The sequence below is a fragment of the Rhizobium sp. PRIMUS64 genome (genome assembly GCF_023006465.1).
GTDB classification, from domain to species: domain Bacteria; phylum Pseudomonadota; class Alphaproteobacteria; order Rhizobiales; family Rhizobiaceae; genus Rhizobium; species Rhizobium leguminosarum.
The window spans coordinates 1-14343 of record NZ_JALBGX010000156.1; the positions used below are offsets into that span (position 1 = coordinate 1).

Below are 14343 nucleotides of genomic sequence, written 5' to 3' on the forward strand. Positions count from 1 at the left end.
AGCAGCAGCGTGTGGCGCTGGCCCGCGCGCTCGGCCGCAAGCCGCGGCTGATGCTGCTCGACGAACCTTTCTCGGCACTCGATACCGGCCTGCGAGAAAACATGCGCAAGGCGGTTGCGCGCGTGCTGCAGGCGGCCGGCATCACCACCATTCTCGTCACCCATGACCAGGAAGAGGCGTTGACCTTTGCCGATCAGGTCGCAGTGCTCAGGGAAGGACGGCTGATCCAGGCCGGATCGCCGCAATCATTGTATCTGCATCCGCGCGATCGCGAGACGGCACTGTTTCTCGGCGATGCCGTGCTGCTTCCCGCCATCATCCGAAACGGCCTTGCCGACTGCGCCCTCGGCCGCGTCGCCGTCGAGGGCAGTCGTCAGGGCAAGGCCGAAATCATGCTGCGGCCCGAGCAGATTCGTGTCGTTGCCGATGACGGCGATCGCAACTATGGCGGACGTGTCGTCGAGGTGGAGTTCGGCGGTGCGGTCTGCACTGTTGCGGTTTCGCTCGACGGCGTCGCCCTGCCGCCAATCCTGATCAAGACCTCGAGCGTCGCGCTTCCGGCGCGAGGCGACCTCGTTCGCCTCGACATCGCCGGCAAGGCGCATGTCTTCGAGAGCTAAACCAAGAGCCCGCACCTCCTATCGGACGCGCGGGCTCTGTTGTTTTCGTTTTCGCGTCATCCTCTCCGGAAATCCGCTTCGATTTCCGGGCTTGTGCGCTAGCCGAACTTGCGCACCACTTCTTCCGGCTCGATGCCTTCGAGCCAGCCACCGGTAAAGCCGGCGCGCTCGAGGCCGAGACGGATGACCGGCGATTGCCGCATCAGCTTCCAGATGAAGTCGGAGCGCTCGTTCTCGATGGTCATGACGACAAGACCCTGGTCGATGCCGACGGTGCGGTCGTCGACCCAGCCTTCCGGCCGCTTGGTCTTGACGGTCGGGTTGAAGCCACCAGGGAAGCCGCCTTCCAAGAGCAGGTTCGGATAGGTGGTCAGAAGCGCCTTGGTGCCGTCGAGAGCCGCCTGCCGGTCGTAGGGCAGGCAGGCAAGTGCTGCCCAAGGTGCGATCGTGCCGTCATCCGGGCCGAGCGGTGCGCCACGTGCAGCATAGCCCAGAACCTTCGGCTGGCGGCCGCCGCGCATACGCCGTGTCGGCGGGGGGCCGTCACAGGCAGAGAAACCCCAGATATTCTTGTTGTAGCCGACGAACTGGCCGGGATTGCGTTCGGCATAGTCACGCTGGACGTCGATCATCACCTGCGTGTTGCGGAAATAGTCCCAGTTTCGCTCCGCCATCGGCTTGTCCTGAATGGTGCGGAAATCGATCCAGGCATGCGAGAAGAGGTGGATGAAGAGCGGCCCGGCATAGAGATAGGACTGCTCGCCATGCAGCATCCAGGAATAGCTTGACGTGAAGGCGTCGTAGCTCGATTGCGGGATCGGGTGCGTCGGCGAAGCGAGCGCCAGCGTATAGAGAATGATCGCCTCGTCGAAGCCGTGATAGCGCCAACGCAGGAAGCCGGATGAGGGCTTCCAACCCATGGAAATGGTGTCGCCCTTGTTCAGCGCCCAGCGCCAGTCGACGCGCTCGTAGATGAAGGTGGCGAGTTCACGGATTTCAGTCTCCGTCTCGTCGTCTTCGCGATTGAAATACTGTGCGGCCGTGAGGATGCCGGCGACGAGCAGCGCCGTATCGATGGTCGAAAGCTCGCTGTTCCAGGCGCGATGGCCGGTATCCATGTGCAGGAAGTGGTAGAAGAAGCCGCGGTGGCCGGTGGCGTGGCGTTCCTCGCCCTGGCGCGCCTCGGCGAAGAACCGCAGCGTATTGACCGTGCGTTCGGCTGCCTCCTCGCGGCTGATCCATAAACGCTCGACACCAACAGGATAGGAGGAAAGCGCAAAGCCGACGGCTGCGATGCTGCACGGAACCCCGCCGATCGACGTGTCCGCCACAAGGCCATTTTCGGGATTGGTATATTTCAGGAAGTACTTGAACGCCGAATGCTGCAGCCTGTCGACGAGCGCTGCATCAATGTCTTCAATCCGTTGCAGCATAGGCTCCTACCCAACTGTTGCATCGCCCCATGCTTGAACATGGGGGCCGTCCCCGGGCAAATCAAACCTTTTTGATTCGCAAGGATAAGAGAACACAAAAGGGTGGAATCGGTCGTTAATAATTATCGGTAAAATAATATCTAGCAGAAGTCATATAAGCGGTGCAGCAAAAAAGACGGCCCGCGCGCCACCAGGACGGGTTATTTTCCCGCAATACTTGTTTATCGAGTGCTCTGAAGAGTGGATTTCACGCTCAGGCGGCTTCATCGACCCGCACCAGATGGCCCGCCGTCACTTCCCGGTATCGACGCGGCGGCGCGACGTAGCCAACCGGGCGAACGGGGCTCTTGAGCTCGTCGGTTCCGAGGTTGCGCTTGATGCCGCGACGTGAGGGGTCGGGAACCGGCACGGCTGCCATCAGCTTCTTCGTGTAGGGGTGCTGTGGGTTGCTGAACAATTCCGCGCGCGGGCCGATCTCGACGATTTCGCCGAGATACATCACCGCGACCCGGTGACTGACGCGCTCAACCACCGCCATGTCATGGGAAATGAACAGGAAAGCGAGGTTGAGACTTTGCTGCAGGTCCATCAGCAGATTGCAGACCTGTGCCTTGATCGAGACATCGAGGGCCGAAACGCTTTCGTCGGCGACGATCACCTTCGGATCGAGTGCGAGCGCGCGGGCGATGCAGATGCGCTGGCGCTGACCGCCGGAAAATTCGTGCGGGTAACGTTTCATCATGTCGGGTTTCAGCCCGACGCGTTCGAGAAGATCGGCCGCCTTGTCGCGGGCCTGGGCGCGGGTGCCGAGGCCGTGTTCGGTGATGGGTTCGGCGACGGCGGCGCCGACGGTCATGCGCGGGTTGAGGCTGGCGAAGGGATCCTGAAAGATCATCTGGATGCTGCGGCGCATCCGCCTGAGACTGACGGCGTCAAGGCTCAGCACGTCATAGCCGTCGAGGCTGACGCTGCCGCCGTTCGGCTGGACGAGGCGGGTGATCGAGCGGCCGGTGGTCGACTTGCCGCAGCCGGATTCGCCGACGAGCGACAGCGTCTCGCCCTGGAAGAGATCGAAGGAGACGTCCTCGACCGCATGGATCGCGCCCGTCTTGCGACCGAGCAGCCCGCCGCGGATATCGAAACGGGTCACGAGGTTCTTGACTTCGAGGATCGGTGTCCGGCGGCGGTCGACGGTATCGGCCACCTCGACCGGCTCGCGGCGTTCGCCGGTCGTGGTATCGATGACGGGGAAACGCAGCGGCCATTTCCGGTCGGCCATCGAGCCGAGGCGCGGCACGGCCGAGAGCAGTGCGCGGGTATAGGGATGCCTGCCGCGATGGAAGATGTCGTCGGTCGTGCCGGTTTCCACCGCCTCGCCGCGATACATGACGATGGTGCGGTCAGCGATTTCGGCGACGACGCCCATGTCGTGGGTGATGAAGAGAACGGACATGCCCTCTTCTTCCTGCAGCATCTTGATCAGGTCGAGGATCTGGCCCTGGATCGTCACATCGAGCGCCGTCGTCGGCTCGTCGGCGATCAACAGTTTCGGCCGGCTGGCGAGCGCCATGGCGATCATCACGCGCTGGCGCATGCCGCCGGAGAATTGGTGCGGATATTCGTCGAAGCGCGAAGCGGCGTTGGGGATACGGACCTTTCCCAGCAGGCGCACGGTCTCGGCCCGCGCCTCGGCCTTGCCGATCTCGCCGTGGCAGGTGAGCGCTTCGGAGATCTGGCGGCCGATGGTGAAGATCGGGTTGAGGGATGTCATCGGCTCCTGGAAGATCATGGCCGCGTCGTTGCCGCGCACCTGCCGCATCTCCTTTTCCGAAAGGGTGAGAACATCCTTGCCGTTCAAGGTGATGGCGCCATCGATGCGGCTCGATCCCTTGGCGAGCAACCGCATGATCGAAAGGGAGGTGACGCTCTTGCCCGAGCCGCTTTCGCCGACGATCGCCACCGTCTCGCCAGGCATGACGTCGAAGGAGACGTCGCGCACCACCGGCTTCCAGTCGCCATCGACGAGGAAGGAGGTTGTCAGGTTCCGGACGGAGAGAACCGGAGAGGCGGGGGCCGAAGAAACATCACGCATGTCGTTCCCTTAGTTTTATCTGATTCACGTCTTCAAAGGTGTGGCGAAGGAGGCGGAAGGCCTGCCTGCCGTGATGCGGGCCGCTTCCAGCGTCGCGATCTTTTCGTCGATCTCGCGCCTGTCGGTCATGCCGTTCGGATTTTGCCGCGTGGCCATCGTCTCGGCGACATGCAGGTAACGTTCACCCGCCACTGCATGGAGGCGGACAAGTTCGGCAAGCGGATCGGGATGATCGTCGGCGCGGATGCTCAGCCAGGGATAATCCTGATCGCGATGGATGACGAGGGCGGCGGACTGCCTGCCGCGCTTGTCGCCGCCGGCATCCTCGCCTGCCTGCATCGCCAGCAGCAGGCGTTCGGCCAGCGGCTTGTCCATCGCCTTGTTGTAGGTGGCAAGCGTCTCGGCGACGACGTCGGGACCCGCGAGCATGTTGCCGGCGACCGAGACGTTTTCGTCGATCAGATGCCCCGCCCAGTCGATGCACGCGGTGCCGGTGAAGGCGGCGTTGCGCCCCTTCGCATCGATGAGGTGCAGCTGCCGTTGATCGCGGCCGGCGTCACGCGCGGTCAGGTCGGCGATGATTTCCTCCGGCGCCTTGCCGGTGGCCAGCAGCGACAGGCCGTCGACGCCGTAAAGCGGGCTGACGAAGGCTTGCGTGGCGACGGCGCCGATGCCGCCGCGAATATACGGCACAAGGGTGCCGACGGCGAAGAAGCGGGTCGCGACGGCGATGCCGAGATGACCGGTCGAGGGATCACGGGCGACGATGGACCAGGTCATGGTTATCGTCCGATCGCATAGGCCTGCATCAGGCGCGGGGTGGCTGCGGCGCGCAACAGTCCGTCGCTATCGCGTCTCGCGGCGGTCAGCCGGCCGATCGTCCAGGGATCGGCGACCGTCAGCGTGTGGCCCTTGCGGCGCAGGGCATCAAGGACCTCGGGGCCGAAATTCGCCTCCGCCATCAGGCTGCCGGGTTCGCGGGTGCGGGGATAGAACGAGCCTGGAAAATGCGAGGTGTGGAACAGCGGTTGGTCGATCGCCGCCTGCAGGTTCAGCTGGTGATGCGCATAACGCAGGAAGAAGGAGAGCTGCCACTGCTCCTGCTGGTCGCCGCCCGGTGTGCCGAAGGCCAGCGTCGGGCGGCCCTCGTAGAGGCCGAGCGACGGCGTCAGCGTCGTGCGCGGCCGTTTGCCGGGGGCAAGCGACGTCGGCAGGCCTGGTTTCAGCCAGAACATCTGGGCGCGGGAATTGAGGCAAAAGCCAAGACCGGGCACGGTCGGCGAGGATTGCAGCCAGCCGCCTGATGGCGTGACGGAGACCATGTTGCCGTCGCGGTCGATCACGTCGATATGCACCGTGTCGCCGCGCTTTTCGGAAAGATGCGCCATGGTCGGCTCGTAGACGGCGCCGGTTTTCGAATCCGCGCCGAGCATCGTCATCGTCAGATCATGCTGCGCCTCGAAGCCAGGCACGATGCCGGGGCGAAGATCGAAGGAGGCGTCTGCGCCGACCAGCTTGCGGCGCGCGGCTGCATAGGTCTCCGACAGCAGGTGCGCGACAGGGATCTCCGAGAAATCAGGATCGCCGTAATAGACTTCGCGGTCGGCGAAGGCGAGCTTCATCGCCTCGACGACGGTATGGACGAAATCGGCGCCAACGGGGTTCATCGCGGCGAGATCGAAGCCCTTGAGGATCGACAGGGTCTGCAGGAAGACCGGACCCTGGCCCCAGGGGCCGATCTTGGCGATGGTCCAGCCATGATAATCATAGGTCAGCGGCTCCTCGATGGTTGCCGACCAGTTCGCCATGTCGTTGGCAGTCAAAACGCCCTTGTGGCGGTTGCCGCTCGCATCCATCACCTCTGCAGTTTTGAGATAGTCATCGATCGTCTCGGCGACGAAGCCGCGATAGAAGGCGTCGCGGGCCGCCTCGACCTGCGCTTCCCGGCCGCTTTTCGCCTCGGCCTCGGCGATGACGCGCTTCCAGGTTTCGGCAAGCACCGGATTTCTGAAATTCGCATGCGCTTCGGGCGTGCTGCCATTGGGCAGCCATGTCTTGTAGGAGGTCGGCCATTCCTTCTCGAAGAAGGCGGCGAGCCCCTTGATGGTGGCAGAGACGCGCGGCAGCATCGGATGGCCGTGTTCGGCGTAGTAGATGGCTGGCTCGAGCACCTCGCGCACGCTCATCGAGCCGTAGTCGCGCAGCATCAGCATCCAGCCGTCGAAGGAGCCGGGGATGACGGTCGCAAGCAGCCCGTCGCCGGGGATCAGGCTCAGGCCTTCCGCCGTGTAGTGTTCGATCGTTGCGCCGGCGGGGGCGGGCCCCTGCGCGCAGATGACCTCGACCTTGTCCTTCTTTTTTGAATAGATCACCGCCGGCAGGTCGCCGCCCGGGCCGCAAAGATGCGGCTCGACGATCTGCAGTACGAAGCCCGTCGCCACCGCCGCGTCGAAGGCGTTGCCACCCTTTTCGAGAATGCTCATGCCGACCGCCGAGGCAATCCAGTGCGTCGAGGTAACGACACCGAAGGTGCCGAGGATCTCGGGACGGGTCGTGAATGCGGTCATGTCAAATGTCCTTTCGAGAAATCATGCTTCGCGCGGATCAAGCGCATCGCGCAGGCCGTCGCCTAAGAGATTGAAACCGATGACGACGAGGAAGATCGCGGCACCCGGCCACATCGCCATCCATGGCGCCTGGGAGAGGAAATTCTTGGCGACGTTCAGCATCGAGCCCCAGCTCGGCGCCGGCGGTTGCTGTCCGAGGCCGAGAAAGGAGAGGCTCGCCTCGGCGATGATCGCGGTTGCGATCGTCAACGTCGCCTGCACGAGGATCGGCGCAAAGACGTTCGGCAGGATATAGCGGGTGATGATGCTCGAGGACCGGAGGCCGATCGAGCGGGCGCCCTCGACATATTCCTCGGTCTTGACCGAAAGCACCTGGCCGCGCGTCAGCCGCACGAAGACGGGCATGGCCGAAAGGCCGATCGCAATCATCGCATTGGTCAGGCTCGGACCAAGAAAGGCTGCGAGCGCGATCGCGGTGATGAGGAAAGGCATGGCCAGAAAGGCTTCGGTGATGCGGGAGATGACCATGTCGATCCAGCCGCCGAAATAACCGGAGATAAGGCCGAAGGGCACGCCGATGACAACGGCGATCGCCACCGAGAAGACGCCTGCCATCAGCGAAGCCTGCGCGCCCCAGATCATCCGGGAAAGAATGTCGCGGCCGATGTCGTCGGTGCCAAGCCAATGGGCGGCGGAGGGGGCCTTGCGGATCGCCGACCAGCTTGTGGCGTTCGGATCGGGAATCGGAAGAAGGGGGGCGGCAACCGCGAGGATGGCGAAGAAGGCGATGATCGCAAGGCCGACGAGAGCGCCCTTGTTGGCCTTCAGCTTGCGCCAGGCGCGGCTCGGCGTGCGGTCGACCGCGGAGGGAATGCCGGTCTCTCCGATCGCGGTCATAGGGCGGCCCTCATGCGCGGATTGAGCAGGACGTAGAGGATGTCGGCCAAGAGGTTCATCAGAATGAAGCCGATCGCGGTGCAGATCACCACGCCCTGGACGACGGCGTAGTCGCGGTTGAAGACGGCGTCGACGATGAGCTTTCCGAAACCTGGAATGGTGAAGATCTGTTCTGTCAGCACGGCGCCGGCGAGCAGTTCGCCGAAGAGCAGCGCGGTCAGCGTCACGATCGGCAGCACCGCATTGCGGAAGCTGTGTTCGAGCACGACGGTGCTTTCCGACAGTCCCTTGGCGCGGGCGGTGCGGATGTAGTCGGTGCTCAGCACACTGAGCATTGCCGAGCGGGTATGCCGCATCAGGGTCGCAGCCAGCGCGTTGCCGAGCACGAAGGAGGGCATCAGCATGGTTTCCAGCGACCGCAGTGGGTTGCTGAAGAAGGGTTCGTAGCCTGATGCCGGCAGCCAGCCGAGATTGACCGAAACCAGGAGGATCAACATGATGCCGAGCCAGAAATTCGGGATCGACAGACCGGTCAGCGCGATGATGTTGGCGAGATAGTCGATCATCGTGTTCTTCTTGACGGCCGCCAGGATGCCCATCGGCACGCCGATCGCAAAGGCGAAGATCATCGACATGATGGCAAGCTGGATGGTGACCGGCAGCTTTTCGCCGACGAGTTGCAGAACCGGCTGGTTGGTGCGCAGCGAAATGCCGAGATCACCCTGAAGGGCGGCACCCAGCCAGCGGACATATTGATAGGGCACGGGATCGTTCAGCCGGTATTTCTCGCGCAGGAATTCGAGAACCTGCGGATCGCGTTCCTCGCCGGCCATGGCGAGGATTGGATCGCCGGGCAGCAGCTTCTGCAGCGAGAAGACGAAGACCGAAATGATCAAAAGCGTCGGTATGGCGACCAAGAGCCGTTTGGCGATGTAGGTATACATGGGCGATCCTGACACGACCAAAGCATGTCGCGCAAAAGTGTGCAGCGGTTTTGCGATAACGACATGCGTAAAACAAAAAGCTAAAGCGCGTGAAGCGAATCTGAAAGATTGCGACGCGCTTTAGAATCATGCGGCGGAGATTTCCGCCGCATGATTTTGCTTATGATCAGCCGGCTTTCTTGACGCCGACGAGGCGGATCATGCCATCCGGCGACGGGATGAAGCCGGTGATGTTCTTGTGCAGCGCCCAGATCCAGGACTGATGGCCGAGATAGATGATCGGCAGATCCTCGTTGAGGATGACGGCGGCAGCATTGTATTTCTGCTTGCGCACGGCATCGTCGGTCGATGCGCGGGCTTCGTTCAGCAGCTTGTCCACCTCGGGGTTGCAGTATTTCGTGTCGTTGATGCCGCCTTTGCAGGTGATGAATTGATGGATGTTGCCATCGGGATCGACGCGGCCGGACCAGTCGGAACGGCTGAGCTGATAGTTGCCGGCGGTCTGCTCGCTCAGCAGTGTTGCGAATTCCGTCGATTTCAGGCTGACGTCGAAGCCAGCTTCACCGACCATCGACTGGATGATCTGCATCATCTGCATGGCGACAGGATTGTTCGGGATCTGCAGCTCGATCGGCACGCGGTCGAAGCCGGCTTCCTTGATCAGGGCCTTGGCCTTGTCGAGATCGCGGGCGGGGACGGGAATATCCTTGTCGAACCATGGACTGCTCGGCGGGAAGGGCTGGTTGCCGGAGACGGCTGTGCCTTCATAGACGATCTGGTTGACGGCATCGCGGTCGATCGCCAGCGAGAAGGCCTGGCGTAGGCGTTTGTCCTTGCCGAAAGGATTGTCGGCACGCGCACCATTGCCGATATTGGTATAGAGCGCCATGTAGCCGGTGCCGACGGCATCGGCATAGACGAGGCTCGAATCCGACTTCACGGCTTCAGCGTCGGTGGCGGCCAGACGCTCGATCATGTCGAGATCGCCGGACCGCAGATTGGCGAGGCGCACCGTCGTATCCGGGATCGGCAGATAGGTCAGCTTGTCGATGAAGATCTTGTCCTTGTTCCAGTAGTCCTGGAACTTCTCGAGCACGATGCGGTCCTGCTGGACGCGCTCGACGAACTTGAACGGACCGGCGCAGACCGGGTGATCGCCGAACTTGGCGCCGAGTTCCTTGGCGGCCTTTGGCGAGACGATCATGCCGGCGCGGTCGGAAAGTTGGGCAAGAAGGGTGACGTCAGGCGCCTTGAGGGTGAACTTGACCTCGTATTCGCTTGTCGCCTCGACCTTTGCGACCGAGCTGAGCTCGCTCTTGCGGCGTGATTCCGGCAGGGTGATGTTGCGCTCGATCGTGGCGACGACGGCTTCGGCGTTGAAGGGGGTCTCGTCATGGAACTTGACGCCTTGGCGCAGCTTCATGGTGAGCTCTTTGCCGTCGGCCGACCAGCTCCATTCGGTGGCGAGCTGCGGCACGATCTTCAGATCCGGTGAGACGTCGACGAGCTTGTCGCACATCGCGGTGTAGACGATGCGGCCGACGAAGGTACGCGACTGCGCGGGATCGAGCACGTCGGCATCGTCCTGCAAGCCGATCTTCAGGTCGACGGCGAAGGCAGGAAGCGCAAACAGCGCGCCGGCAACGGTGGCGGTCAGCAATTTGGCGATCTTCATTCCATTCTCCTCTGTTCTGTTTTGTTTGGTTTTTGCTTCCATTCCGGCGGTTATGGCCCGTCCGTGTTTTTTCTCCTGCTCACCCCGGTCAGGCGAGGGTCTTGTCGACCTCCGTTTCGCTATGATCGAGCGAAGTGATGCGGATGAGGCTTTCCTGCAGCGTCAGCAGATGCTGGCGCATGGCTTCACCCGCCCTGGCAGGATCACGAGCGGCGATCGCATCGACGATTGCCGTGTGCTGGCCGAAGGTGACGGGCCGCGTCCGGCTGGCGCTGCGGGCGCGCTCGCGGATCGTCTGCCAGGCCTCGTCCTGCCGCACCCGGTTGATGACGTCGAAGATGGTGAGGAAGAAACCGTTGCCGGCGCATTGGGCGATCTGGCGGTGCAGCGCCCCGTCCCATAGTTCGCGCCCGTCGGCATCGGTGCTTTCGTAGATCTTCTTCACCAGATCGTACATGCGCTCGATATCGGCGGCCTTGGCGCGCATGGCGGCAAGCTGGGCGAGCTGCGGCTCGATGCGCAGGCGCACTTCCATGACTTCCATGAGATCGGTGCCGGCAACGATCGAGCCGACATGATCGCTCCAACCGTCGGGGCGCGGGCCGGCATAGGTGCCGGAGCCTTGGCGGCGCCAGATGCGGCCCTCGGCCTCCAGCACTTCGAGGGCGCGACGGACGGCACGGCGGCCGACGCCAAGCATTTCCGAAAGGGTGCGCTCGGTCGGCAGCTTGCCGTCGGCGTCGAGACTGTCGGACCGTAGGAGAGCCCTCAGCCTCTCCAGCGCATAATTCGAATTGCCCTGCGTCTCATCCATCGGCATTCGCTTAATGGTCCGTACCAATTTTCTATTGGTTCAGTGCAAACCAAATCATGCCAAGCGTCAAGCGCTTTTTTGTGCAAATCAAAATCTGCTCGTTTTTTGCTCAATTCCCGCGATTGCCGCGATACGGGAAAACAGTCGACCGCGGCGACAGGGCGGCGCGATCGACAATGTTATTCAGAAAAATGCAATTGGTTCAGGTGAAGCTCAGGCCGGCGTCGAGCGTGCGGAGAGAAAGATTTGCGGCTCGAAGGCAAAATCCTTGTCGAAGGGATAGGTCGGATGCTGCTTGCGCAGCCGCGGCAGGCGCTCGACGAACTGGTCGACAACACCTGTCGACAGCGCCATCAGGTTCGGATTGGCAATCGGGGCCAGTTCCGGCGAGAGATAGCCCGATTTGACGACGATGATCTTCGCCCGGTGCGGGTCGAGGCCGAGCCGGGTGAAATCGACGATATTGTGATAGGGCCGGCGTTTGGCGGAGAGCACCAGATCAATTCCACTGACCGAAACCACCGCCTGGCGGTCGGCAGGATCTGATGTCTCATGCAGGAACTTGACCGTGAAGCGGGCGAAGACCGGCTTGCTGCCCTTGGTATCGAGCGAGGCGCCGACGCTGAGCTCCAGTTCCGAGCCTATGCCTGCGGCATAACAGGCCTCGGTCGCCGCCTTGTCGGCGATGCCAGCAAAGACGACGCCGGTGGCATCCCAGGCGATCAGTTCGGCCAGTACATCGGCCCGGTCCCCGACGCCGCCGCCGGTCGGATTGTCGCCGGATTCGGCAAGTACCACTGGCGCGGTCGGGCTGGCGATCGCCCTTTCGACGCATTCTTCGACCGAGCCGGTCTCGCAGCCGAAGACAAAGTCTTCGCGCGCATCCCAATAGGCCTTGGCGAGGCGGTTGGCCTCGCGCTCCAGCACGGCGCGGTCGGTGCCGGTCATGATGGCGGCAGCCGTGGCGCGCGGTTCGTCGGCCCAGACATAGCCGACCATCAGCGATGCGTCCCAGACGCCATCAATCGCATCGATCCCGGGCAGCATGTCATAGAGGCTCTTTGCCGGCTCATCGACGGTGCTGGTGCGTTCGCCGGGCAGCACGACCGGGATCGGCGCCCAGAGAAGGGTCGGCCTCACGCCGGTTTTCAGGCTCTTGACCAGCATGAAGACGGAGCGGCGCATCGTCTCCTCGACATCGATATGCGGCGCGGTGCGATAGGTGGAATAGATGTCGAGCGCATCGATGATGCGCTGCGTGACGTTGCCGTGCAGGTCGTAGCTTGCCGAAACGGTGCAATCTTCGCCGACCAGCGCGCGGGCCGCACTGATCCAGTCGCCTTCGGCATCTTCCATGCCCTCGACATACATGGCGCCGTGCATGGCGAGATAGAGACCGTCAAGCGGCAGCATCGGCTTCAGCCGCTCGAGGAATTCGCCCTTGAAGGCCTCGTAGGTGGCGCGCGAAACCGGACCGCCGGCAATGGCGCGTGCATGGATGGTCGGCAAGAATTCGGCGTCATAATCCTTGAGGAAGGCGAAATACGGTGCTTCCAGCAGCGACTCGCCACGCACCACGCGAAAATCCTTCTCTTCGTTCAGGACGGGATTGTATGTGCTGCATTCGGTATGAATGCCACCGACGGCGATGCGCATGGGAAACCTCAGTTGATGTTGGGAGCGATCAGGAAGGTGTTGACGGCGATGCTGGCACCCTGGCCCGAGCGCCGGCATCGACGCGCTGGGTGCGGATCGGTGTCGCTCGAAGGCGTTTGTGCTGCGATAAACTGAACATTCAGGGTCCGATCCGAAGACGCGTCCTTTTTGCCTCGACAATAAGTTTACAAACGAACCAATCAACCAAAATAATTACAAACTTGATCTTCTAAGCCGGCGTCGAGGTTGAAGGTGCCTTAATCGATGAGCCTCCGACCGACTCGGTTTTTTCCGTCGGATGCTGCGGGCCGATTGCTGTCGACAAACGCGTCAGCGTCGCCACGAAGAAAAAATCCCACTTCGGAATCCCGAAATTCCCCCGCTTCGGGATTCCGAAATTCGTCGCGTTTTGGGCGGTGTCGTTGCGGGCAAACATCCAATGATTTCAACACCGCAACCAATTTCGGGATTCCGAAGTGCTATATAGATTATGGTGGGGGTCTGGCTGGCCGATGAATTCAGCGAAGCGCTCGACAGGTTCAGCGAACAGGAAGTCGATGCGCCTGCCCACTCGGAGGCTATCCGTCGTATTCTTCGAGAATGGGTACCAGCTCACGGATTCCTGCCAAAATGACCTCGGAAACGTAGCGCAAGGCGTCAAATCAGCTCCTGCCATGAGTTTCGGAACGAATATGGTCCCTTGCCGCACGGCGCAAGGGCATCAATCGTGGCGCCATGCAAACATGTAATCGGTTGAGAACGAGGTCCAATGGCGAAGGCAACCTATCCTGGAGAATAGGTTTTCCCCCTCGAAAGCTTTTGATATTTACCCTGCATCAGACACCGCGAATAACCAAAAGAACGGCGAAATCGCTCGCGACATTGGGGCATGTCATGGGTAGTAGGACTGACAACGTCGGCCAGCATAGGCGGATGCTTAATGATCCCGCGATTGTTGACGGGACCGCACATAAGCATCGCTCGTCAACGAGCGGGCAACCATGAGCGTGCCTTGCTCCAGCGATCATCTCGAGAGCTCGCCGGCTGAGACAATCGAGGCGCGCCGGGACGAAATGCCGGTTGCTGACCAGAATCCTGCAAACGAGATGTCGCGCGTTCTGAGGACTGCGCCAATCCATCTTGCGGCAGACCCCTCCGGCGGTGCAATCGCCCACTGGAATCACGACCCCTTGCATGATGTCGTCGAGCCCATGACCGACCACGTCATCATGGCTTACAACGGCGTGGTACAGCGCATGGAACGGCGGTCCGGACGATCGGTCGAGAGCGGAACGTTTCGTCGCGGGGTTGTGATCATCATCCCGGCTGGATCAAGCTCCCGATGGGATATTCCAAAACCGGTTGATGTCGTTCAGCTCTATCTTCCCCGCACGACACTGACGCGCATTGCCGACGAAACCGATACGTTCACGCCGACCGATCTCTTGGAGCGAACGGCGCATCCGGACCTCATTACATCCCGATTGCTCCTGAGCGCAGCCGATGTCCTGGAAGGCAATACGGCACTGGATACACTGTTCAGGCAGCAGTTGACTGACCTTCTGGCCACGCGCCTGCTGGCTGCGCACACAGGCAAGGCACCGAGCTATCAGCCGGCGCTCGGCGGCCTCGCGCCGAGCGTGCT

General features: G+C 62.0%; 12 protein-coding genes. 2 read left to right on the top strand and 10 right to left on the bottom strand.

The window, feature by feature from the left end; genetic code table 11:
* On the top strand, positions 1-620 hold a 620-nt coding region (locus tag MOV76_RS34060; RefSeq protein ID WP_247266175.1), incomplete at its 5' end, for an ABC transporter ATP-binding protein.
* 98 nt (positions 621-718) lie between these two features.
* On the opposite strand, the gene MOV76_RS34065 is transcribed toward MOV76_RS34060, so the two are convergent.
* The 10 genes from MOV76_RS34065 to MOV76_RS34110 form a co-directional block, all read right to left on the bottom strand.
* Positions 719-2053 carry a glucoamylase family protein gene (locus tag MOV76_RS34065; RefSeq protein WP_047620252.1) on the bottom strand — a complete coding sequence of 445 codons (1335 nt, stop codon included), beginning with the start codon at positions 2051-2053 and terminating at the stop codon, positions 719-721.
* Between the two features lie 253 nt (positions 2054-2306).
* Complete coding sequence (locus tag MOV76_RS34070) at positions 2307-4145, bottom strand: ABC transporter ATP-binding protein (protein WP_113542411.1); 1839 nt, start codon at positions 4143-4145, stop codon at positions 2307-2309.
* Between the two features lie 24 nt (positions 4146-4169).
* The gene (locus MOV76_RS34075) at positions 4170-4925 is read right to left on the bottom strand and encodes a DUF1028 domain-containing protein (protein ID WP_113542412.1); all 756 of its coding nucleotides are present in this window, start codon (positions 4923-4925) and stop codon (positions 4170-4172) included.
* A gap of 2 nt (positions 4926-4927) precedes the next feature.
* Complete coding sequence (locus tag MOV76_RS34080; RefSeq protein WP_113542413.1) at positions 4928-6712, bottom strand: gamma-glutamyltransferase family protein; 1785 nt, start codon at positions 6710-6712, stop codon at positions 4928-4930.
* Between the two features lie 21 nt (positions 6713-6733).
* A complete protein-coding gene (locus MOV76_RS34085; protein ID WP_113542414.1) occupies positions 6734-7609 on the bottom strand; it encodes an ABC transporter permease in 876 nt (291 codons plus the stop codon).
* Positions 7606-8553, bottom strand: coding sequence for an ABC transporter permease (locus MOV76_RS34090; protein WP_130718241.1), 948 nt, complete (start codon positions 8551-8553; stop codon positions 7606-7608). The genes MOV76_RS34085 and MOV76_RS34090 overlap by 4 nt, the downstream gene beginning before the upstream one ends.
* A 166-nt stretch (positions 8554-8719) precedes the next feature.
* A complete protein-coding gene (locus MOV76_RS34095; RefSeq protein WP_113542416.1) occupies positions 8720-10228 on the bottom strand; it encodes an ABC transporter substrate-binding protein in 1509 nt (502 codons plus the stop codon).
* An 88-nt stretch (positions 10229-10316) separates the two neighbouring features.
* The gene (locus tag MOV76_RS34100) at positions 10317-11048 is read right to left on the bottom strand and encodes a FadR/GntR family transcriptional regulator (RefSeq protein WP_012759394.1); all 732 of its coding nucleotides are present in this window, start codon (positions 11046-11048) and stop codon (positions 10317-10319) included.
* 207 nt (positions 11049-11255) lie between these two features.
* Entirely contained in the window at positions 11256-12698 is a 1443-nt protein-coding gene (locus MOV76_RS34105) for a M81 family metallopeptidase (protein ID WP_247266176.1), read from the bottom strand.
* Positions 12699-12927: 229 nt separating this feature from the next.
* Positions 12928-13134: a hypothetical protein gene (locus MOV76_RS34110; protein ID WP_162769100.1), complete on the bottom strand. Its 207-nt coding sequence runs from the start codon at positions 13132-13134 to the stop codon at positions 12928-12930.
* A gap of 565 nt (positions 13135-13699) precedes the next feature.
* Here MOV76_RS34110 and MOV76_RS34115 point away from each other — a divergent pair.
* Positions 13700-14343: AraC family transcriptional regulator (locus tag MOV76_RS34115; protein WP_247266177.1), on the top strand; the 644-nt coding region annotated here is incomplete at its 3' end.